Source organism: Lentzea sp. NPDC054927, from assembly GCF_053610285.1.
The window spans coordinates 47,013-65,838 of the sequence record NZ_JBSGXZ010000045.1 but is presented as its reverse complement, the minus strand read 5'-3'; the positions used below and the strand labels follow the sequence as shown (position 1 = coordinate 65,838).

The 18,826-nt window shown below is 69.0% G+C and carries 24 protein-coding genes; 7 read left to right on the top strand and 17 right to left on the bottom strand.

The annotated features are described in order from the left end of the window. Positions 1 to 131: 131 nt before the first annotated feature. Both ACWGE0_RS38300 and ACWGE0_RS38295 read right to left on the bottom strand, forming a co-directional pair. The gene (locus ACWGE0_RS38300) at positions 132 to 533 is read right to left on the bottom strand and encodes a Trp biosynthesis-associated membrane protein (RefSeq protein ID WP_452265766.1); all 402 of its coding nucleotides are present in this window, start codon (positions 531 to 533) and stop codon (positions 132 to 134) included. Beyond that, entirely contained in the window at positions 523 to 2,061 is a 1,539-nt protein-coding gene (locus ACWGE0_RS38295; RefSeq protein ID WP_319969490.1) for an anthranilate synthase component I, read from the bottom strand. Before ACWGE0_RS38295 ends, ACWGE0_RS38300 begins: the two co-directional genes overlap by 11 nt. A gap of 38 nt (positions 2,062 to 2,099) precedes the next feature. On the opposite strand from ACWGE0_RS38295, the gene ACWGE0_RS38290 reads away from it, so the two are divergent. Continuing rightward, positions 2,100 to 2,711, top strand: coding sequence for a TetR/AcrR family transcriptional regulator (locus ACWGE0_RS38290; protein ID WP_452265765.1), 612 nt, complete (start codon positions 2,100 to 2,102; stop codon positions 2,709 to 2,711). A gap of 3 nt (positions 2,712 to 2,714) precedes the next feature. Here the strand turns inward: ACWGE0_RS38290 and hisI are convergent, their stop codons facing one another. The 3 genes from hisI to hisF are packed head-to-tail and all read right to left on the bottom strand — an operon-like array spanning position 2,715 to position 4,191. After that, positions 2,715 to 3,065, bottom strand: a complete 351-nt coding sequence (gene hisI / locus ACWGE0_RS38285; protein WP_452265764.1) for a phosphoribosyl-AMP cyclohydrolase — start codon at positions 3,063 to 3,065, stop codon at positions 2,715 to 2,717. Then, positions 3,062 to 3,436 carry a hypothetical protein gene (locus ACWGE0_RS38280; protein WP_452265763.1) on the bottom strand — a complete coding sequence of 125 codons (375 nt, stop codon included), beginning with the start codon at positions 3,434 to 3,436 and terminating at the stop codon, positions 3,062 to 3,064. Before ACWGE0_RS38280 ends, hisI begins: the two co-directional genes overlap by 4 nt. Continuing rightward, on the bottom strand, positions 3,433 to 4,191 hold the full coding sequence (gene hisF, locus ACWGE0_RS38275; RefSeq protein ID WP_452265762.1) for an imidazole glycerol phosphate synthase subunit HisF: 759 nt from the start codon (positions 4,189 to 4,191) through the stop codon (positions 3,433 to 3,435). The genes ACWGE0_RS38280 and hisF overlap by 4 nt, the downstream gene beginning before the upstream one ends. A gap of 45 nt (positions 4,192 to 4,236) precedes the next feature. Between hisF and ACWGE0_RS38270 the strand changes: the two genes are divergently transcribed. Both ACWGE0_RS38270 and ACWGE0_RS38265 read left to right on the top strand, forming a co-directional pair. Then, positions 4,237 to 4,617 carry a PPOX class F420-dependent oxidoreductase gene (locus tag ACWGE0_RS38270; RefSeq protein ID WP_452265761.1) on the top strand — a complete coding sequence of 127 codons (381 nt, stop codon included), beginning with the start codon at positions 4,237 to 4,239 and terminating at the stop codon, positions 4,615 to 4,617. Between the two features lie 165 nt (positions 4,618 to 4,782). Beyond that, a complete protein-coding gene (locus ACWGE0_RS38265) occupies positions 4,783 to 5,484 on the top strand; it encodes a Clp protease N-terminal domain-containing protein (protein WP_452265760.1) in 702 nt (233 codons plus the stop codon). Here ACWGE0_RS38265 and priA read toward each other — a convergent pair. The 6 genes from priA to ACWGE0_RS38235 form a co-directional block, all read right to left on the bottom strand. After that, positions 5,450 to 6,181 (bottom strand): bifunctional 1-(5-phosphoribosyl)-5-((5-phosphoribosylamino)methylideneamino)imidazole-4-carboxamide isomerase/phosphoribosylanthranilate isomerase PriA, encoded by a 732-nt coding sequence (gene priA, locus ACWGE0_RS38260; RefSeq protein ID WP_452265759.1) that lies wholly within the window; start codon positions 6,179 to 6,181, stop codon positions 5,450 to 5,452. The genes ACWGE0_RS38265 and priA overlap by 35 nt on opposite strands. Beyond that, on the bottom strand, positions 6,178 to 7,422 hold the full coding sequence (locus ACWGE0_RS38255; protein WP_452265758.1) for a hypothetical protein: 1,245 nt from the start codon (positions 7,420 to 7,422) through the stop codon (positions 6,178 to 6,180). The genes priA and ACWGE0_RS38255 overlap by 4 nt, the downstream gene beginning before the upstream one ends. Then, on the bottom strand, positions 7,419 to 8,054 hold the full coding sequence (hisH, locus tag ACWGE0_RS38250) for an imidazole glycerol phosphate synthase subunit HisH (protein WP_452265757.1): 636 nt from the start codon (positions 8,052 to 8,054) through the stop codon (positions 7,419 to 7,421). Before hisH ends, ACWGE0_RS38255 begins: the two co-directional genes overlap by 4 nt. 10 nt (positions 8,055 to 8,064) lie before the next feature. Further along, complete coding sequence (locus ACWGE0_RS38245; protein ID WP_452265756.1) at positions 8,065 to 8,877, bottom strand: hypothetical protein; 813 nt, start codon at positions 8,875 to 8,877, stop codon at positions 8,065 to 8,067. 164 nt (positions 8,878 to 9,041) lie between these two features. Further along, positions 9,042 to 9,935 carry a transketolase family protein gene (locus ACWGE0_RS38240; RefSeq protein WP_452265755.1) on the bottom strand — a complete coding sequence of 298 codons (894 nt, stop codon included), beginning with the start codon at positions 9,933 to 9,935 and terminating at the stop codon, positions 9,042 to 9,044. After that, positions 9,935 to 10,597, bottom strand: coding sequence for a thiamine pyrophosphate-dependent enzyme (locus ACWGE0_RS38235; RefSeq protein WP_452265754.1), 663 nt, complete (start codon positions 10,595 to 10,597; stop codon positions 9,935 to 9,937). The genes ACWGE0_RS38240 and ACWGE0_RS38235 overlap by 1 nt, the downstream gene beginning before the upstream one ends. A gap of 73 nt (positions 10,598 to 10,670) precedes the next feature. Here ACWGE0_RS38235 and soxR point away from each other — a divergent pair, with 73 nt between their 5' ends. Continuing rightward, complete coding sequence (gene soxR / locus ACWGE0_RS38230) at positions 10,671 to 11,117, top strand: redox-sensitive transcriptional activator SoxR (protein WP_452265778.1); 447 nt, start codon at positions 10,671 to 10,673, stop codon at positions 11,115 to 11,117. Here the strand turns inward: soxR and ACWGE0_RS38225 are convergent. Next, entirely contained in the window at positions 11,061 to 11,936 is an 876-nt protein-coding gene (locus ACWGE0_RS38225) for an alpha/beta fold hydrolase (protein WP_452265753.1), read from the bottom strand. The two genes, soxR and ACWGE0_RS38225, sit on opposite strands and share 57 nt — an antisense overlap. 54 nt (positions 11,937 to 11,990) lie before the next feature. Here ACWGE0_RS38225 and ACWGE0_RS38220 point away from each other — a divergent pair, with 54 nt between their 5' ends. Both ACWGE0_RS38220 and ACWGE0_RS38215 read left to right on the top strand, forming a co-directional pair. Next, positions 11,991 to 12,515 carry an RNA 2'-phosphotransferase gene (locus ACWGE0_RS38220; RefSeq protein ID WP_452265752.1) on the top strand — a complete coding sequence of 175 codons (525 nt, stop codon included), beginning with the start codon at positions 11,991 to 11,993 and terminating at the stop codon, positions 12,513 to 12,515. Further along, positions 12,512 to 13,117, top strand: a complete 606-nt coding sequence (locus ACWGE0_RS38215; RefSeq protein WP_452265751.1) for a class I SAM-dependent methyltransferase — start codon at positions 12,512 to 12,514, stop codon at positions 13,115 to 13,117. Before ACWGE0_RS38220 ends, ACWGE0_RS38215 begins: the two co-directional genes overlap by 4 nt. Here ACWGE0_RS38215 and ACWGE0_RS38210 read toward each other — a convergent pair. The 4 genes from ACWGE0_RS38210 to hisD are packed head-to-tail and all read right to left on the bottom strand — an operon-like array spanning position 13,114 to position 16,284. Beyond that, positions 13,114 to 13,269: a hypothetical protein gene (locus ACWGE0_RS38210; protein WP_452265750.1), complete on the bottom strand. Its 156-nt coding sequence runs from the start codon at positions 13,267 to 13,269 to the stop codon at positions 13,114 to 13,116. The two genes, ACWGE0_RS38215 and ACWGE0_RS38210, sit on opposite strands and share 4 nt — an antisense overlap. Next, positions 13,269 to 13,868 (bottom strand): imidazoleglycerol-phosphate dehydratase HisB, encoded by a 600-nt coding sequence (gene hisB, locus ACWGE0_RS38205; RefSeq protein WP_030471230.1) that lies wholly within the window; start codon positions 13,866 to 13,868, stop codon positions 13,269 to 13,271. The genes ACWGE0_RS38210 and hisB overlap by 1 nt, the downstream gene beginning before the upstream one ends. Next, positions 13,865 to 14,971, bottom strand: coding sequence for a histidinol-phosphate transaminase (locus ACWGE0_RS38200; protein WP_452265749.1), 1,107 nt, complete (start codon positions 14,969 to 14,971; stop codon positions 13,865 to 13,867). The genes hisB and ACWGE0_RS38200 overlap by 4 nt, the downstream gene beginning before the upstream one ends. Beyond that, on the bottom strand, positions 14,968 to 16,284 hold the full coding sequence (gene hisD / locus ACWGE0_RS38195) for a histidinol dehydrogenase (protein WP_452265748.1): 1,317 nt from the start codon (positions 16,282 to 16,284) through the stop codon (positions 14,968 to 14,970). Before hisD ends, ACWGE0_RS38200 begins: the two co-directional genes overlap by 4 nt. A 133-nt stretch (positions 16,285 to 16,417) precedes the next feature. Here hisD and ACWGE0_RS38190 point away from each other — a divergent pair, with 133 nt between their 5' ends. Next, positions 16,418 to 17,713 carry a M14 family metallopeptidase gene (locus tag ACWGE0_RS38190; protein WP_452265747.1) on the top strand — a complete coding sequence of 432 codons (1,296 nt, stop codon included), beginning with the start codon at positions 16,418 to 16,420 and terminating at the stop codon, positions 17,711 to 17,713. Here the strand turns inward: ACWGE0_RS38190 and ACWGE0_RS38185 are convergent. Beyond that, the gene (locus tag ACWGE0_RS38185; RefSeq protein ID WP_452265746.1) at positions 17,697 to 18,821 is read right to left on the bottom strand and encodes an aminotransferase class V-fold PLP-dependent enzyme; all 1,125 of its coding nucleotides are present in this window, start codon (positions 18,819 to 18,821) and stop codon (positions 17,697 to 17,699) included. The genes ACWGE0_RS38190 and ACWGE0_RS38185 overlap by 17 nt on opposite strands. Positions 18,822 to 18,826 lie beyond the last annotated feature (5 nt).

Genomic DNA, 18,826 nt, shown 5'->3' with positions numbered 1-18,826 from the left:
GTGTTGCTCCCCTTCCCGCTACGGGGATGCTAACCCCGGCGGAGTAATGCCCCAGCCACCGGGGGTTCGGTGTCCACGCAGCTAGCCGTGGCTGTACACGTGTCACATGCGTGAATGCGGACGAATGATCTTCACTCGTTCGAGACCGGCCCGCCGGCCTTCGTATCGTCGGTCGGATCATCTCCACGCTCCAGTGCGCGCCACATGTCCGTCTCGGGGTCGTGCGGACGGGCCTTCTGCCCACCCACCCCGATCTTCGGCATCCGGGGCCCGAGCGCTACTTGAAGCGCACCGGAGGCGACCACGAGGACACCTCCGGCGATCGCCAGCCAGTGCCCGGAGAACGCGGCGGCGATGCCCACGACCACGAGCAACGCGCCGAGGATCCGGCGCGCCGTCCCGCTCAGCGCGACGACCGCCGCGACGGACGCGAGGCTCAGCAGCGCGATCGGCACCGAGCCCGCGCCCCAGAAGGCACCCGCCGCGCCCACGAGCAGGAGCGCGGCGATCCACAGTGGACGGCTAGCTTTCAACAGCCGGCGCCATCGTCTGCGCGGTGGCGATCGCGGCCAGCACCGCGCCCGCCTTGTTCAGGCACTCGTTGTCCTCGGCCAGCGGGTCGGAGTCCGCCACGATGCCGCCGCCCGCCTGCACGTAGGCGGTCCCCTCGCGCACCAGGGCGGTCCGGATGGCGATGGCGGTGTCCGCGTCCCCGGCGAAGTCGAAATAGCCCACAACGCCGCCGTAGAGGCCACGACGGGTGGGTTCCAGCTCCTCGATGAGCTCCATCGCGCGCGGCTTGGGCGCACCGGACAACGTGCCGGCCGGGAAGCAGGCCGCGACCGCGTCGTAGGCCGTCTTGCCCTCGGCGAGCTCACCGGTCACGGTCGACACGATGTGCATGACGTGGCTGTACCGCTCGACCTTGAAGAAGTCGACGACGTGCACGGAACCCGGCTTGCAGACGCGGCCCAGGTCGTTGCGGCCGAGGTCGACGAGCATCAGGTGCTCGGCGCGTTCCTTGTGGTCGGCGAGGAGGTCCTTCTCGAGCAGGGCGTCCTCCTCCGGGTCCTCCGCGCGCCAGCGGGTGCCCGCGATGGGGTGGGTGGTCGCCTTGCCGTCCCGCACGGTCACGAGCGACTCGGGGCTGGAGCCCACGATGTCGAACCCCTCGAGGCGCAGCAGGTACATGTACGGGCTGGGGTTCGTCGCGCGCAGCACCCGGTAGATGTCGAGCGCGTCGGCGTCCGTGTCGATCTCGAACCGCTGCGACACCACCACCTGGAACGCCTCGCCCGCGCGGATGGCCTCCTTGGCCTTCTCTACGGCCGCGAAGTGCTCCGCCTGCGAGCGCCGGCGCCGGAACTCGGGCTTCGGCCGCGCGAACACGGCGGCGGTCGGCGGCGCGGGCGTGTGCAGCTGCGTCGTCATCTCGTCGAGGCGCCGCACCGCGTCGTCGTACGCGGCGTCGACGCGCTCTGGCGAGTCGTCCCAGTTGATCGCGTTCGCGATGAGCGTGACCGTGCCCTCGTGGTGGTCGAGCGCCGCGAGGTCGGTCGCGAGCAGCATGACCAGCTCGGGGATCTTCAGGTCGTCCTCGGCGATGACCGGCAGCCGCTCCAGCCGCCGCACCGCGTCGTAGCCGATGTAGCCGACCATCCCGCCGGTCAGCGGGGGCATGCCGGGCAACGGGTCCGTGCGCAGCACCTCGACGGTCTCGCGCAGGGCCTCCAGCGGGTCGCCGCCGTCCGGGAGGCCGACAGGCCGCGTGCCCGTCCAGTACGCCTCACCGCCGGTCGCCGTCAGCGCCGCCGAGGACTGCACGCCGATGAACGACCATCGCGACCACGAGCGCCCGTTCTCCGCCGATTCGAAGAGGAACGTGCCGGGCCGATCCGCGCCCAGCTTGCGGTACAGCCCGACCGGGGTCTCCGCGTCCGCCAGCAGCCTGCGCACCACCGGGATGACCCGGCGGTTCACCGCCAGCTCGCGGAACTCCTCACGCGTAGGACTCACGGACCCCAGACCAACGGAAGCCACAGCCCCGATGACGCTCACCATGCCGGTAATTGTTGCATAAATTCAACATCTGTTGAACTATGACCCGTGTGGAGCAAGTGAACCAGAAACGCCGAGGCCGCCGCGCCGCGGGAGAGGACACCAGGGCCGCCCTCCTCGCCGCGGCCCGCGAGGTGTTCGTGGAAAAGGGCTACGACGGCGCGACGGTCCGCGCGATCGCCGCCAGGGCAGGCGTCGACGCGGCCATGGTCAACCACTGGTTCGGCGGCAAGGAAGGCCTGTTCGCCCAGTCCGTGCTGCAGCTCCCGTTCGACCCGGCCGAGATCCTCAAACGCCTGATGGACGGCCCGGTCGAGCAGGCGGGCGAACGCATCATCCGCACCTTCATCACCGTCTGGGACGCGACCGGCGGCGGCACCTTCGCCGCCCTGATCCGCAGCGTCACCAGTCAGGAGGCGGTCGCGAACGCGCTGAGGTCGTTCCTCATCAACGCGATCTTCAGCAAGGTGCTCATGGAGATCGGCGCGGAGCAACGCGAGCTGCGGGCCACGTTGTGCGCGACCCAGATGGTCGGGCTCGGCATCGTCCGGTACGTCGTCCACTTCGAACCGCTGGCGTCGATCGACGTCGACACGCTGGTCAGGACCGTGGCGCCGAACCTGCAGCGCTACCTGACGGGCGACCTCGACTAGCCGTCACTCGCCGGCGAGCAGCACCGTTGCGTCGAAGCACGTGCGGTCGCCCGTGTGGCAGGCGGCGCCCACCTGGTCGACGATCAGCAGCAGCGTGTCGCCGTCGCAGTCGAGCCGCACCTCGTGCACGTACTGGGTGTGCCCGGAGGTCTCGCCCTTCACCCACAGCTGCTGGCGGCTGCGCGAGTAGTAGGTCGCGCGGCGGGTGGTGAGGGTGCGGTGCAGCGCCTCGTCGTCCATCCACGCCACCATCAGCACCTCACGGGTGTCGCGCTGCTGGGCGACCGCGCAGACCAGGCCGTCCGGGGTGCGCTTGAGCCGCGCGGAGATCGCGGGATCGAGCGGGCTGCTCAACGGGGTCCTCCCAGGTGTTCACGTGCGGGTCCGGTGTTGAGCAGGACCACGCCGTAGATGTGCACAGCGGACAGCACGCCGGACGCGACGCGGGCCCACGCCGGTCCGTCGGCCAGCACGATCACGAGATGCAGCAGGGCGACGAGGATGAACACCACCATCGCCGGGTAGTGCATGAACCTCAGCCGCAGCAACAACGACGCCGCGACGAGCAGTTCGAAGAGCGCGACGAACGACGGCAGCTTCAGCACGTCCGCGTCGCCGGTCGAGCGCCACAGGACCAGGCCGATCACGAAGAACACCAGCGCGCCGCCGAACGCGACCGCCGAGGCCACCCGCACCTCGACCGGCTTCAGTGCACCGGGATTCATCGCACTACGACGCCGGCCTGGCGGAGGCCGTCCTTGACCTCGCCGATGCGGAGCTGTCCGAAGTGGAAGACGCTGGCGGCCAGCACGGCGTCCGCGCCCGCGGTGACGGCCGGCGGGAAGTGGTCGACCGCGCCCGCGCCGCCGCTGGCGATCAGCGGAACGTCGACCTCGCGCCGGACCAGCTCGATCAGTTCGAGGTCGAACCCGGCCTTGGTGCCGTCGGCGTCCATGGAGTTCAGCAGGATCTCGCCGACGCCCAGCTCCTGGCCTCGCGCGGCCCACTCGACGGCGTCGATGCCGGTGCCGTTGCGCCCGCCGTGCGTGGTGACCTCGAAGCCGGTGCCGCCGGGCACGCGCCGCGCGTCCACCGACAGCACGATGCACTGCGCCCCGTACCGCTCCGAGCACTCCTTGAGCAGCTCCGGGCGCGCGATGGCCGCGGTGTTGAGGCTGACCTTGTCCGCACCCGCGCGGAGCAGCTTGTTGACGTCGTCGGGACTGCGCACGCCGCCACCGACCGTGAGCGGGATGAACACCTGCTCGGCGGTGCGGCGCACCACGTCGAACGTCGTCTCGCGGTCGCCACTGCTGGCCGTCACGTCGAGGAACGTCAGCTCGTCGGCACCCTCGGCGTCGTACACCCTGGCCAGCTCGACCGGGTCGCCCGCGTCGACGAGGTTGGTGAAGTTGACGCCCTTCACCACCCGGCCCCGGTCGACGTCGAGACAGGGGATGACACGGACCGCGACTGACATGCGCGAAAGCCTACAAGGCAGGCACGGGGACTACGCTGCGGCGCCATGATCACCGAGTTGGGCGAAGGCCAGTACCTGCTGCTGACGACCTTCCGCAAGGACGGCACCGCGGTCCCCACGCCGGTCTGGGTCGCTCCCGGCCCGTCCGACGGCGTGATCTACGCCTGGAGCGCCAAGGAGACCGGCAAGGTCAAGCGGATCAGACGCAGCGGGGACGTCGAGATCGGGCCGTGCGACCTCCGCGGCAACCCCCAGGGCGAGTCGATCAAGGCGCGCGCCCGGCTGCTGGACGACGACGCCAGCGACGACGTCCGCACGCGCATCGTGAAGAAGTACGGCTTCATGGGCTGGCTGACGATGACCGGCAGCAAGCTGCGCCGGGGCCGCACGGGCACGGTCGGCATCGAGATCACGCTGCCGAGCTGAACCTCTCAACGTTGAGTCAACATTGACGTCGCCAATCAATGTTGACTCAACGTTGATGCCACCGATCAACATGGACAGCGCGCACGTCAACGTGCACCGGATCTGTCAACGTTGAGCGTCAACCCGAGGTTGACCGAGTCCTCGGCGTCAACCTAGAGTTGACGCGTGATCCAGTTGACCGACCTCATCGTCACGGTCGCCCAGGAAGCCGACGACGCCCTCGTGCGCCTCGCGAAAGCCGTCGAGATGAGCAGTCAGCTGAGCGAGCTCGGCGACCACCTGATCGGCCACTTCGTCGACGAGGCACGCCGCGGCGGCGCGAGCTGGGCCGAGATCGGCGAGAGCCTCGGCGTCACCAAGCAGGCCGCGCAGAAGCGGTTCGTACCCAGGGAGTCACCGGACCTCGGCAAGCCCTCGATGGACCGCTACACCCAGCGCTCCCGCCGGGTCATCGCGCTGGCGAGGCACCACGCGCGGTTCAGCGACCGGATCGGCACCGAGCACCTGTTGCTGGGCCTGCTGGACGACTCGGGCGGGCTCGCGGCCAAGACCATCGCGAAGCTCGAGTCCGGCGACGGCAGCACTCGCATCGCCGTGCTGAACCGGCTGGAGAAAGTCCCCGTGCAGCGGCCCGAGAAGCAGCCGTACACGACGCACTGCAAGAAGGCGCTCGAACTGGCCGTCCGCGAGGCGCTCCGGATGGGCCACATGTTCATCGGCACCGAGCACATCCTGCTCGGCGTGCTGCTCGCCGAAGAAGGGACCGCGGCCGACGTGCTGCACACCACCGGTGTCACGCACGCGGCCGCGGCCGCTCACATCGAAGTCGTCGTCAACGGACCGCAGCAAGCGCTTCCGGGAGCGTGAACGCACCGGCGTACAGGGCCTTGCCGATGATCGTGCCCTCCACCCCGTCACGCGCCAGCTTCGACAGCGCCACCAGATCATCCACAGTGGACACGCCACCGGACGCGACGACCGGGGCGTCGGTGCGGGCGCAGACGTCGGCGAGCAGCTCCAGGTTCGGACCCGTCAGCGTGCCGTCCTTGGACACGTCCGTCACGACGTAGCGCGCGCAGCCGTCGCGGTCGAGCCGGTCGAGGACCTCCCAGAGGTCGCCGCCGTCCGACGTCCAGCCACGGCCCTTGACCCGGTGACCCTGCTCGGTGATGCGGACGTCCAGGCCCACTGCGATCTTCTCGCCGTACGCGGCGATGGCCTTCGCGCACCACTCCGGGTCTTCCAGCGCGGCCGTGCCGAGGTTGACGCGCGCACAGCCGGTGGCCAGCGCGGCCTCCAGCGACGCGTCGTCGCGGATGCCGCCGGACAGCTCCACCTTCACGTCCAGCTCGCCGATGACGGCGGCCAGCAGCTCGCGGTTGGAGCCGCGCCCGAACGCCGCGTCGAGGTCGACGAGATGGATCCACTCCGCTCCGTCGCGCTGCCACTGCAAAGCCGCGTCCAGCGGTTCGCCGTAGTTCGTCTCGGTACCGGCTTCGCCCTGCACGAGCCGGACGGCACGACCGTCGGCCACGTCAACAGCGGGGAGGAGTGTGAACGTCACCCGGCCAGCCTAGCGTCCCCCAGCACGAGGGCGGCCACGCGCTCCTGGGCGTCCGCGGTGCGCGCGAACTGCGCCGGAACGGGCGTGACCAGGAAACCGACGTATTGCGGGTACTGCTGCACCAACGCGAGGTACATGTACTGAGTGCTCGCGAGATCGGCGTCGGTCAGATCAGCGCACGGTGCCTGAGGGGAACCCTCTGGCATGAGGAAGAGCTCCTTGCCGGGAACGCGTTCCGCCAGCTTGGCCATCCTGGCTTCAAGCTGGTCGTAGCCGGCGCAGGGCTCCTGGAAGCCGACCCAGTCGACCTCTGACGGTGCCTGGAACGTGTCGTCGATCGCGGCGCCCGCCACGACGAGCATCACCTTCTTGCCGGGGAAGAGCTTCTTGACCAGGCTCGCGCCGGCGGCGGTCCGCACCACGAACCCGTCGACGCCACCGAGCTGCTGCCCGGCGGTCGCCTCCGGACGGTCGCCGAGGTCGATCAGGTTCAGGTTGCTGTGACCGCGCACGTCGGATTGGCGGGCACCGAGGTAGCCGTAGTAGCGCAGCGCCGAACCCGGCCGCTTGCGCAGGTCGTCGGAGTTGAGCGCCTCGATCCGCAGGTCGTCGACGAGGCTCGCGCTCGTGGAGCTGCCGGAGCCGAGGTAGACCCACAGCCTGTCGGTCGGGACCGCGGTGCCGAGCGTGATGTTCCGGTGCTCGCCGTTGACGGTGAGGTCGAGCGTGGTGCCAGCGAGCTTCAGCGTCACCTCGAACGAGGCCCGTGGCCTGACGGACGAGGAGACCATCGGCCTGCCCGGCTGCGACACCTCGGTTCCCCCGTTGGGGCGCAACAGGAAACCGAGATCTATGTCCTGATTGGACGTGTGGCCGGTGCTGTTCGCCGAACGGCCGAGCACGATCGACGACCACCCGTCCGCCGCCGGGGTGAGCTTCGCCGAGATCGCCGAACCGGTGGAGGGCGCGTCGAGGCGCACCGCTGTCGTGCCGCCGCGCATCGACAGCGTTCCTGGCCGCCGCGGCTCGTTGACGTGCACGGATCCGCCCGCGACCTGGCTGTACGTGACAGCTCCGGTGCCCTGGCGGTGTTTGAGGTTGTCGTTGAGTCCCGACGTCTGTGGCGTGTGCACAGCGCCGTCGAAGTTGTCGTGGAACGGTGCCGGTGCGGCGTGCGCGCCCCCAGGCACGGCAACGAAGGCAGCAGCGAGCGCGGCTACCGTCAGCAGTCGTGTGATCACGACAAGGTAGTCAACCAGTTCCGCAGCAGCTGTGCGCCGGCATCACCGGACTTCTCCGGGTGGAACTGGGTCGCCCACAGCGGCCCGTTCTCGACGGCCGCGACGAACTCGTCGCCCGCGTGGTCCGCCCATGTCACCAACGGCGGTTTGATGTGCTCGGCCGGCTCCAGCTCCCACCTGCGCACGCCGTACGAGTGCACGAAGTAGAACCGGGTGTCCTTGTCCAAGCCCGCGAACAGCTTGGAGCCTTCGGGCGCACGCACGGTGTTCCAGCCCATGTGCGGCACGATCGGCGCCTCGAGCCGTTCGACGGTGCCGGGCCACTCGCCGCAGCCCTCGGTCAGCACGCCGTGCTCGATCCCGCGCTCGAACAGGATCTGCATGCCCACGCAGATGCCCAGCACCGGACGGCCACCGGCGAGGCGCTCGCCGATGATCCGGGCGCCGCGCACCGAGTTCAGGCCCTCCATGCACGCCGCGTACGCGCCGACGCCGGGCACGACCAGACCGTCCGCGTCGCGCGCGGCCCTGGCGTCCGACGTCACCTCGACATGGGCGCCGACCCGCTGAAGCGCGCGCTCGGCGGAGCGCAGGTTGCCGGAGCCATAGTCAAGTACGACGACACGTGCCACGCCGACCAGGCTAGTCGGTCGGGGCGGCACCCTGCGTCACCGGGATGACCGGCAGCACGGCGTTGATCGGCATCCTGCGCACGCGCCGGCGCCGCAGCATGACCATCAGTCCGGCCATCAGCGTCACCAGCAGACCGGCGATGAGGTAGTACACGACCATCGGGATGTGCAGCAGAACCGTCACCAACGCCGTCAGCACGATCAACGGGAAGACCAGCGCGAGCGGCCACAGCTGCGTACGCGGCGCTTCCAGCGTCTGCAGCACGAAGTCCGCCCTGCCCTGCTCGGTGAGCTCGGCGACCTGCGCGACCTCCTGCAGTCCCGCGGCGCGGAAGAACTCGGGGATCGCATCGGCGCCGTTCTCGAAGTCGCGGATGCGTTCGAGCGCGCCCTTGCGGCTGGCAGGCGGGTACAGCGCGGTGAGCTTGTCGATGGCGTCGAGCTGCCACTTCTCCTTCTCGCGCATGTTGATCAAGCCCGCGGTCGACCGGTCGAACAACTTCCCGACTCCACCGGACTGCTTCGCCGCGGCCGACAGCCTCAGCACCGCCTCGCGCGAGCCCCACATGCTGGCGCGGCCGATGGAGGTGGTGAAGAGGTAGAGCAGGGCCGCGTCGTCGTTCCACGCGGCCAGCGCGGCGCCACTCGCCAGCTTGCGCACCTGGTTCGTCATGTAGGCGGCCTCGTTGAGCTTGGTGGCCGGCGGAGGCAGCAGCACCGTGCCGGACTGCACCGGGACGAGCGCCGCGGGACCGATGTTGCCGCTGTGCATGGCCTTCTGCAGCTCGGCGGCGTTCAACGGGGTCCAGATCAGCATTCTCACGTGCAACATCATTCCTCCTCGGCCGCGCGGGCGGAGAAGGACATGCCAGAAGGAGTCCGGGTTGGAGCGGCCGCGCGACTCCGACTCGCGCGGCCGCACCGACCCTAAACGGCGCGAGAAGGCGCGCCGGTCCAGTCATCCCCCATGACTGCGAACATGTCTCTTCACCCCCTGAAGAAACTCCGCACAGCGCTCCCCAGCCCGACCACGTCGAGGTCGTGCGCGGCGTCGTGGTCCTCGGCCGTGCCGTAGTTGCGGAGCTCCGCGTGTCGTTTGACGCCTATACAACGCACACGGTGCGGAATCAGTTGCAGTGAATCGGAAACTAGATGGGATGAAGTTCCCTCGAGATACGGCTCCACCACCATGACGTCGGCGTGGTCCGTCTCCTGCACCGCCTTGCGCAGTCCGTCCGAGTCGAACGGTCGAATGGTGGCCGCGTACAGCACGGTGACATCGGCGTTCTCCGAGTCGACCGCCTTGAGCACGCGGTCGAGCATCGGTCCGACAGCGAGCACCACACCGCGTTTTCCGTGACGCAGCGCGGTGAAACCTTCACCCACCGGATACGCCTGTGTGTTCTCGTGCAGCGAAAGCCTGATGTAGACCCGGTTGTCGTCCTGCAACGCCTGCCGCAGCAGAGGCGTGACCTCGTCCGCGTGTCCGGGCACGTGAACGGTCCAGCCGGGCAGCGTGTCGAACAACGCGACGTCACCTGGCGACTGGTGCGTGCGCCCCCACGCTGGGTCGTCATAGGACGCGCCGATGCTCACGAACACCGCGCCCACGTCCTGATGACCGATGTCGAGCTTGATCTGCTCGTACGGCCGTTCGACGAGGAACGGCGCGTAGCTGTGCACGACCGGCCGCAACCCCGCCAACGCCAGACCGCCCGCCACGCCGACCATGGTCTGCTCGCGGATCCCGACGTCCACGACGCGTTCGTTCTCCTGCGGGAACTCGTTGCTGGAGATCACCGCGGTCACGACGGCGATCCGCGGGTCCTGCGAGATCTCGTCGTTGACCGTCTTGACGAACGCCTGGCGCATCGTGGTCATCAGTAGCTCCTCTCGATCTTGGCGACCACCGCGTACGGGCGGTCGTGCGGCGCGGTCAGCGCGGTGAAGACGGCCTCGTGGTCACGGCCGTCGACCTCGGTGGTCTGCCAGCCCTCGACGGCGAACCGGCGCGCGATGCCACCGGGCCAGCCGTACATGGCGGACTGGTTGTCGATCACGATCGCGGTGAGGTTCGCGACGTTCAGCCGAGCCGCCACGGCGATCGCCTCGTGGTTGCTGCCCTCGTCCAGCTCACCGTCGCCGACCAGCACGAACGTCCGCCCGCGGCTCTTGTGCACGCGCTGCCCGATCGCGGTCCCCACCGCGATCGGCAGGCCGTGGCCGAGCGAGCCGCTGCTGATCTCGACGCCGGGGACGAGCGCCCGGTCTGGATGCTGGCCGAGCGGGCTGTCCCACGACGTCCAGTCGTCCAAAATGGACTCGTCGATGAACCCCTTCTCCGCCAGCACCGCGTAGTAGGCCATCGGCCCGTGCCCCTTGGACAGCAGGAACCGATCGCGATCGGGGTCGTCGACGGTGGCCGGCGTGACGTTGAGGATCTGGTCGTAGAGGACCCAGAGCACGTCGATCGTGGAAGCCGCCGCCCACTCGTGCTTCTCGTCCCCGGCCATCCTCGCGAAGAGCTCTGGTATCCGTTGCATGGCACCAACTGTTCAACCTCGACCAAGCTGGAGGTCAAGCGGTTACCATGATCCGGTGAGCAAGTTGCCGGAAATGCTGACCATCGGCCAGGTCGCCGAACGCAGCGGCGTCCCCCACACCGCGCTGCGCTTCTACGAGGACCGCGGCCTGATCGCCTCCGTCCGCACCGCGGGAAACCAGCGGCGCTACCACCGCACGGTGCTGCGCCGCCTGGCCTTCATCCGCACCGCCCAACGCGTGGGCCTCACCCTCGAGGACGTCCACGACGCCCTGGCCCAGCTGCCGGACAACCGCACGCCCACGAAATCCGACTGGGAACGCCTCTCCCGCTCGTGGAAGACCGAACTCGACGCCCGCATCGACGCGCTGTACCGGCTGCGCGACCGGCTGACCGGCTGCATCGGGTGCGGCTGCCTGTCGCTGCGCAGTTGCGCGCTGCAAAACATCGACGACGAGCAGGCCTCACACGGGCCGGGCGCCCCGCAGCTCAAGCCCGCCCTCGAAGGCGGCACCGTCTAGGAACTCCCGCACCGCGCGCAGGTACCCGTCCGGCTCGTCCACGTGCAGCATGTGGCCCGCGTCGTCGAGCACCACGGCAGTTGCTCGCGGAATCAGGTCGAGCGTGGGGTCGATCAAGCCGACCGGGAACGTCATGTCCTGCCGGCCGTGCAGCAGGAGCACCGGAACGTCGAGGTCGGCGATCCGGCGCGCGGCATCGGGAAGCCGCGGTGAGACCAGGCCACCTGCCTGGAGCCGGCGCACCCACTCCGCGCCGAACCTCACCTCTCCCAGCCGCTTCAGGTAGCCCGGCACCTGCGTGGCACGCCGGACGTTGGCCTCCACGGCCGCGAACGCGTCGGCCCGCACGCACTGCTCCGGCGTCAGGTCCTCGCGCTGCCACGGATCCTCCTGTGCCGCCAGGATCTCGTCTCGCTCCGCCCACCCCTCGAAAGCGTCCGGCGGCACCGGCAACACGCTGCTGCCCGACACGATCAGGCTGCGCACACGTTCCGGATGAGTGATCGCGAACCGCTGCGCGACCATGCCGCCGTAGGAGTGGCCGAGGACGTCCGCCCGCTCGACCTCGAACGCGTCCAGCACCCAAACCAGGTCTTCCACCACGCCGTCCGGGTGGTACTCCGGCGCTCGCCCTGACCGGCCACACCCGCGCAGGTCCGGCATCAGGAGCCGGCAGTCCAACCGGTCGAGCGGATCGCGGAGATAACTGTGGTCCCAGTCGGGGCCGCCGTGGATCGCGAGCAGCGTCCCGTCCCCGGCGCCCTCCTGCCAGGCCACGAAGATCTCGGTCTCGCCAGGAACCCGCCGCTCACGCCACATCCGGCCCATGAAACCGCAAAACCGGTGGACGCGCTGTGGTTTCCTGGGTGCGAAATGGAAGAACAACGAATGATCCGCCTCTCGAAGCGGATGTCCAAAGCGCTCCGGCACCAGCCCGAGCGCGTCGGCCTCACCCTCGACCCCGCTGGCTGGGTGCCGGTGGCCGACCTGCTGAACGCGCTCGGCATCTCCGCGGCCGACATGCGCGAAGTCGTGGAGCAGAACGACAAGAAGCGCTTCACGATCGACGGCGACCGCATCCGCGCGAACCAGGGGCACAGCGTCGAGGTAGAACTGGGGCTGCCGACCGCGATCCCGCCGGACCAGCTGTTCCACGGCACCGTCGCGCAGTACCTCGACGACATCATGCGCGATGGCCTGCGCCCCATGTCACGCCACGACGTGCACCTCTCGCCCGACCGCGAGACCGCCCGCCGCGTCGGGGCCCGGCGCGGACGGCCGTTGATCCTCACCGTGGACGCCAAGGCGATGCACGCGGACGGGCACGAGTTCCGGCTCAGCGCCAACGGGGTGTGGCTCGCGCAGCACGTCCCGGCCCGCTACCTGGGCACCGCGTGAAGAAGATCGTCGAAGCCGGCTACGACGCCATGGCGGAACGCTACGCAGCGTGGTCCGGGCAGATTGCCGACGACCCGCGTGCCCATTACCTGAGGGAGCTCGACCGAAGGCTCGACGACGGGGCCAAGGTTCTCGAGCTCGGCTGTGGTGCTGGCGCCCCGAGCACGCGGAAGCTCGCCGAACGCCACGACGTGCTCGGGATCGACCTGTCGCAGCGGCAGATCGAGCTCGCCCGCGCCAACGTGCCCGGCGCGCGGTTCGAGAAGGCCGACATGACCGTGCTGGACTTTCCGGACGCCGCGTTCGACGGCATCGCGGCGTTTTACTCAATCCTGCACGTGCCGCTGGACGAACAGCCCGCGCTCATCGCGAAGATCGCGCGGTGGCTCAGGCCCGGCGGGTTGTTCCTGGCCTCGCTCGGCACGGGCACGCCGGACGTCACGGAGAACTGGCTCGGCGTGGAGATGTTCTTCGGCAGCAACACTCCCGCCCAGAACCGCGAACTGGTCGCGCGGCACCTGGAGATCGTCGTCGACGACCTGGTGACCATGCACGAGCCGGACCCAGCGACGTTCCACTGGGTCCTCGCCCGCAAGACCTAGATGAGCCAGAGCACCGCGGCGCCGACTGCCACGGCGGTCAGCACCAGCAGGATGATCGCCAGGAACTTGGCGGTCTTCCAGGTGGCGTAGACGCCGCCGCCCAGGAAGCCCGCGAGTGCCAGCAGGCCGATCACGACTACTTCCTTGGGCATCAGAGGACGCCCTTGGTCGACGGGATGCCGCCGACGCGCGGGTCGGGCTCCACGGCCGCGCGCAGGGCGCGGGCGATTGCCTTGTACTCGGCTTCTGCGATGTGGTGCGGGTCGCGGCCGTACTCGACGCGCACGTGCAGGGCGATCTGGGCGTGGAAGGCCAGTGACTCGAAGACGTGCCGGTTCAGGACGAACGGGTAGTTGCCGCCGATCACGAACGAGTTGAACTGCTCCGGCTCGCCGCGGTGCACGGTGTACGGGCGGCCCGAGACGTCCACGGAGGCGTGCGCGAGGGTCTCGTCCATGGGGATCCAGCAGTCGCCGAAGCGGCGGATGCCCTTCTTGTCCCCCAACGCTTCGCGCAGTGCCTGGCCCAGCACGATCGCGATGTCCTCGACCGAGTGGTGGGCGTCGATGTGCGTGTCACCGGTGGCGCGGACGATCAGGTCGAAGCAACCGTGCACGCCGAACGCGGTGAGCATGTGGTCGTAGAACGGCACGCCGGTGCTGATCTCGACCTGACCGGTGCCGTCCAGGTCGATCTCCACGTAGACCGACGACTCCTTGGTGGTGCGCTCCACCTTGCCCACACGACTCACCGGCTGACCTCCTTGCTGGCCGCGAGGAAAGCGTCGTTCTCCTCGGGCGTTCCGATGGTCACCCGCAGGTGACCCGCGATTCCGACGTCCCGGATGAGCACGCCGTGGTCCAAATAGGACTTCCAGACCTCACGTGCGTTCTCGAACCAGCCGAACAGCACGAAGTTCGCGTCCGAGGGCACGACCTGGAAACCCATGGCCGTCAGCTCGGCAACCACTCGATCACGTTCCGCGGCGAGCAGCGCCACCGAACCCAGCGTCTCCTCGGCGTGCAGCAACGAGGCCCGCGCGGCCGCCTGCGTCAACGCCGACAGGTGGTACGGCAGGCGCACCAACTGCAGTGCGTCGACCACGGCCGGGGCGGCGGCGAGATAGCCGAGACGCCCGCCCGCGAAGGCGAAGGCTTTCGACATCGTGCGCGAGACGATCAGCCGCGACCCGTACTCGTCGAGCAGCTTGATCGCGCTCTCCTGCGGGGAGAACTCCGCGTACGCCTCGTCGACGACGATCATGCCCGTCGAGGACGCGATCAGCAGCCGCAGGTCGTCCAGCGGGATCGACTGCCCGGTCGGGTTGTTCGGCGACGTCACGAACACCACGTCCGGGCGCGTCTCCGAAATGATCGCCGCGGCCTTCTCCACGTCCAGCGAGAAGTCCGCGCGGCGAGGAGTCGGCGACCACTCGGTCCGCGTGCCGGCCGCGATGATGGGGTGCATCGAGTACGACGGTTCGAAGCCCAGGGCCACCCGCCCAGGGCCGCCGAACGCCTGCAGGATCTGCTGGAGGATCTCGTTGGACCCGTTGGCGGCCCAGACGTTCTCCGACGTCAGCGGCACCGAGGTCGCCGACGACAGATAAGCCGCCAGGTCCTCGCGCAACGCCACCGCGTCACGGTCCGGGTACCGGTGCAGCTCGCCCGCGATCTCCGCGACGGCGGCCACGACGTCCGCGGCCAGCGCGTCCGTCGGCGCGTACGGGTTCTCGTTGGTGTTCAAGCGATACGGGACGTCGAGCTGCGGCGCGCCATAGGGCGTGCGGCCGCGCAGGTCCTCACGCAGGGGCAGATCGGAAAGCTCCACCCGTGCGCCGACAACAGGCTTCATCGGGCGAACCTCGCTGTGACGGCCTGCCCGTGCGCGGGCAGGTCCTCCGCGTTGGCCAGCGCGACGACCTTGTCCGCCACCTCGCGCAGGGCTTCCTCGGAGTAGTCGATCACGTGGATGCCGCGCAGGAACGTCTGCACGGACAGCCCCGACGAGTGCCGCGCGCAGCCACCGGTGGGCAGCACGTGGTTCGAGCCGGCGCAGTAGTCGCCCAGGGACACCGGCGAGTGCGCGCCGACGAAGATCGCACCCGCGGACCGGATCCGTGCGGCCACCGCACGCGCGTCGGCGGTCTGGATCTCCAGGTGCTCGGCGGCGTACGCGTCGACGACCCGGACCCCCTCGTCCACAGAGGACACGAGCACGATGCCGGACTGCTTGCCGGCCAGCGCCGTGCGGATCCGCTCGACGTGCTTGGTCGCGGAGATCTGGCGCTCCAGCTCGGCGTCCACCGCGTCCGCCAGCTCCACGGACGTCGTCACCAGCACCGAGGCGGCGAGCGGGTCGTGCTCCGCCTGGGAGATCAGGTCGGCGGCCACGTGCACCGGGTCGGCCGTCGAGTCGGCCAGGATCGCGATCTCGGTCGGCCCCGCCTCGGCATCGATGCCGACCAGACCGCGCAGCAACCGCTTGGCCGCCGCCACGTAGATGTTGCCGGGACCGGTGATGATGTCGACCGGCGCCAACTCGGCACCGTCCGTGTCCACCCCGCCGTACGCCATCAGGGCCAGGGCCTGGGCGCCACCGGCGGTCCACACCTCGTCGACCCCGAGCAGTGCGGCGGCGGCGAGGATCGTCGGGTGCGGCAGGCCGCCGAACTCCGCCTGCGGCGGCGAGCCCACGACCAGCGACTCGACGCCGGCGATCTGCGCGGGCACGACGTTCATCACGACCGTCGACGGATACACGGCGAGGCCACCGGGCGCGTAGAGACCGACGCGCCCGACCGGCACCCACTTCTCGGTCACGGTGCCACCGGGCACGACCTGCGTGGTCGTGTCCGTGCGGCGCTGGTCGGCGTGCACGCGCCGGGTGCGTGCGATCACCTCTTCCAACGCCTCGCGGACGGCCGGGTCCAGCGAGGACAAAGCGGACGAAATCGCCGAAGCGGGCACACGGACAGAAGCAGGACGAACGCCGTCGAACTTCTCGGTGTACTCCAGCACGGCGTCGACACCGCGCTCGGCGACCGCCTCCACGATCGGACGCACCTGATGCAGCGCAGCGTCCACGTCCATCTCGGCGCGCGGCACGATGGCGCGCAACTGAGCGGGAGTCGTGGTGCGACCTCGCAGGTCGATGCGGCTGAGCATGACTTACAGGGTAGTTCCTGCGGAAATCTGTCAACGGTCAGCCCGCTATCGGCGCTACCTCACCCTGTGACAGCACGGCCACGCTCGGTCGAGCACCACTCCGTCGCAAACCCCTGCTGATGATGGAGGAAAGATGTTCAGCAAGAGCCGCGGCAAGATCGCCGCAGTGCTCGCCATCTGTCTGCCCGTGCTGGTCGCGGGCATGGCGGCACCCAGCAACGCCGACTCCGGCCGCTATCTGCTGGAAGTCACCGCGAACACGTCCGCCGAACGCACCCAGATCGCACAGATCGGCGTCGACGTGCTCGGCGCGACCAAGCTCACCACGATCTCGGTCGTCGCGGACAAGTCCCAGTACAAGGCCCTGCAGGCGACCGGTCTGCCGATCACGTACGTGGGCGACTTCGAGCAGCAGCTCAAGAGCCTGGGCAAGGTCGACTTCAAGGACCCGGTACCCGGCCAGGTCGGCACGCAGGACTTCCCGTCCGGTTACGCCGGCTACCACAACTTCGCGGAGATGACCGCCGAGCTGCAGCAGACGGTCCGCGACCACCCGACCCTGGCGAGCCTGCGCAGCATCGGCAAGAGCTTCCAGAACCGGGACATCTGGGCGCTCAAGGTCAGCGACAACGTCGCGACCGACGAGAGCGAACCCGAGGTGATCTTCACCTGCAACCAGCACGCCCGTGAGCACCTGACGGTCGAGCAGTGCCTGCAGATCATCAAGCGCTACACCGACAACTACGCCACCCCTGCGATCAAGAACCTGGTGGACAGCCGCGAGGTCTGGTTCATCCCGATGGTCAACCCGGACGGCGTTGAGTACGACATCGCCACCGGCTCGTTCCGCGGCTGGCGCAAGAACCGCCAGGGCAACGGCACCGACCTGAACCGCAACTGGGGCTTCAAGTGGGGCTGCTGCGGCGGCTCCAGCGGCTCCACCACGTCGGACACCTACCGCGGCACGGCGGCGTTCTCCGCACCGGAGACCAACGTCGTCAAGAACTTCGTGAACTCCCGGGTGATCGGTGGCGTCCAGCAGATCAAGACGAACATCGACTTCCACTCGTTCTCGGAGCTCGTGCTGTGGCCGTTCGGCTACACCACCGCGAACACCGCACCGGGCCTGGACGCGACCGAGGAACGCGCGTTCCGCACGCTCGGCCAGCAGATGGCCGCCACCAACGGCTACACGCCGGAACAGGCGAGCGACCTGTACATCACCGACGGCAGCATCGACGACTGGATGTGGGGCCAGCACAAGATCTGGTCCTACACCTTCGAGATGTACCCGAGCAGCGGCGGCCTCAACGGCTTCTACCCGCGCGACACGGTCATCGCGGCGCAGACGTCGCGCAACGACCGCGCCGTCGACCTGTTCGTCAGCTACTCGGACTGCGTCAAGCGAGTCATCAACGTGAGCTGCTGACGATCCGCTCCAACGCCTGATCGATCTCCTCAGGAGTGACGAAGTAGTGCGGGGAGGCCCGCACTACTTCGTCCAGGCCCCGCCTCGTCATGTCGATCAGCGTCGACCCGGCCTGCGACACCGTGACCGCGACCTTCTCGGCCCACAGCCGGTCCTTGAGCTCCATCGCAGGCACCTGGTCGGACGTGAACGTGACGATGCCCGACTGACGTTCGCCGAGGTCTCGCACCGTGATGCCGGGAATGGCCCGCAGCCCTTCCCGCAAACGCTTGGCACGGTCCGCGACCTCGGCCTCGATCACGTCGAGGCCCTTGTCCAGGGCATAGCGCGCGGCAGCGATCATGCCGAGCCGGTCGGCGACGCCGCACTCCCACAGCTCGAACACCCGCGCGTCGTCGCGCAACCGGTACTCGTCCAGCCCGGTCCACACGCCGCTGTGCAGGTCCACCAGCCGTGGGTGGAGCCTTTCCCTCACTTCGTCGCGGACGACCAGCGCACCGGTGCCGCGCGGTCCGCGCAGCCACTTACGACCTGTACACGCCAACATGTCGTAGTCGAGGCCACGCAGATCGAGCTGCCCGGTGGACTGGCAGGCGTCGAGCAACACCAGCGCTCCGACCTCACGAGCCGCCGCTGTGATGTCGTTGACCGGGTTGACCAGGCCGCCGTTCGTCGGCACGTGCACGAGCGAGATCAGCTTGACTCTGTTGTCAAGGTTCAGGGCGTCGAGATCGACCTGCCCGTGAACGTCGGACGGGATGACCTCGACGACCGCCCCGGTCTCCGCCGCACGACGCAGAACCGGGATCGCATTGCCACCGTATTCGACCTCTGTGACAAGAATTCGGTCCCCGGCTTCCAGGGGTACGGCGTCGAACGCCGCCAACCATGATCGAGTCGCACTGTCCGTGAAAGCGACCTCGGTCGGGCGACACCCGAACAGGTCGGCGAGCACGCCGTAACCCGCCTCCAGGTCATCGCGGCGTTCGGCGGCGGCGCGATAGCCACCGATCTCGGTTTCCCGCCTGAGATGGCCGATCACCTCGTCCACGACACCAGGAGCTGGGATCGACGAACCGGCGCTGTCCAAGAAGATCAGATCGCTCACCAGCC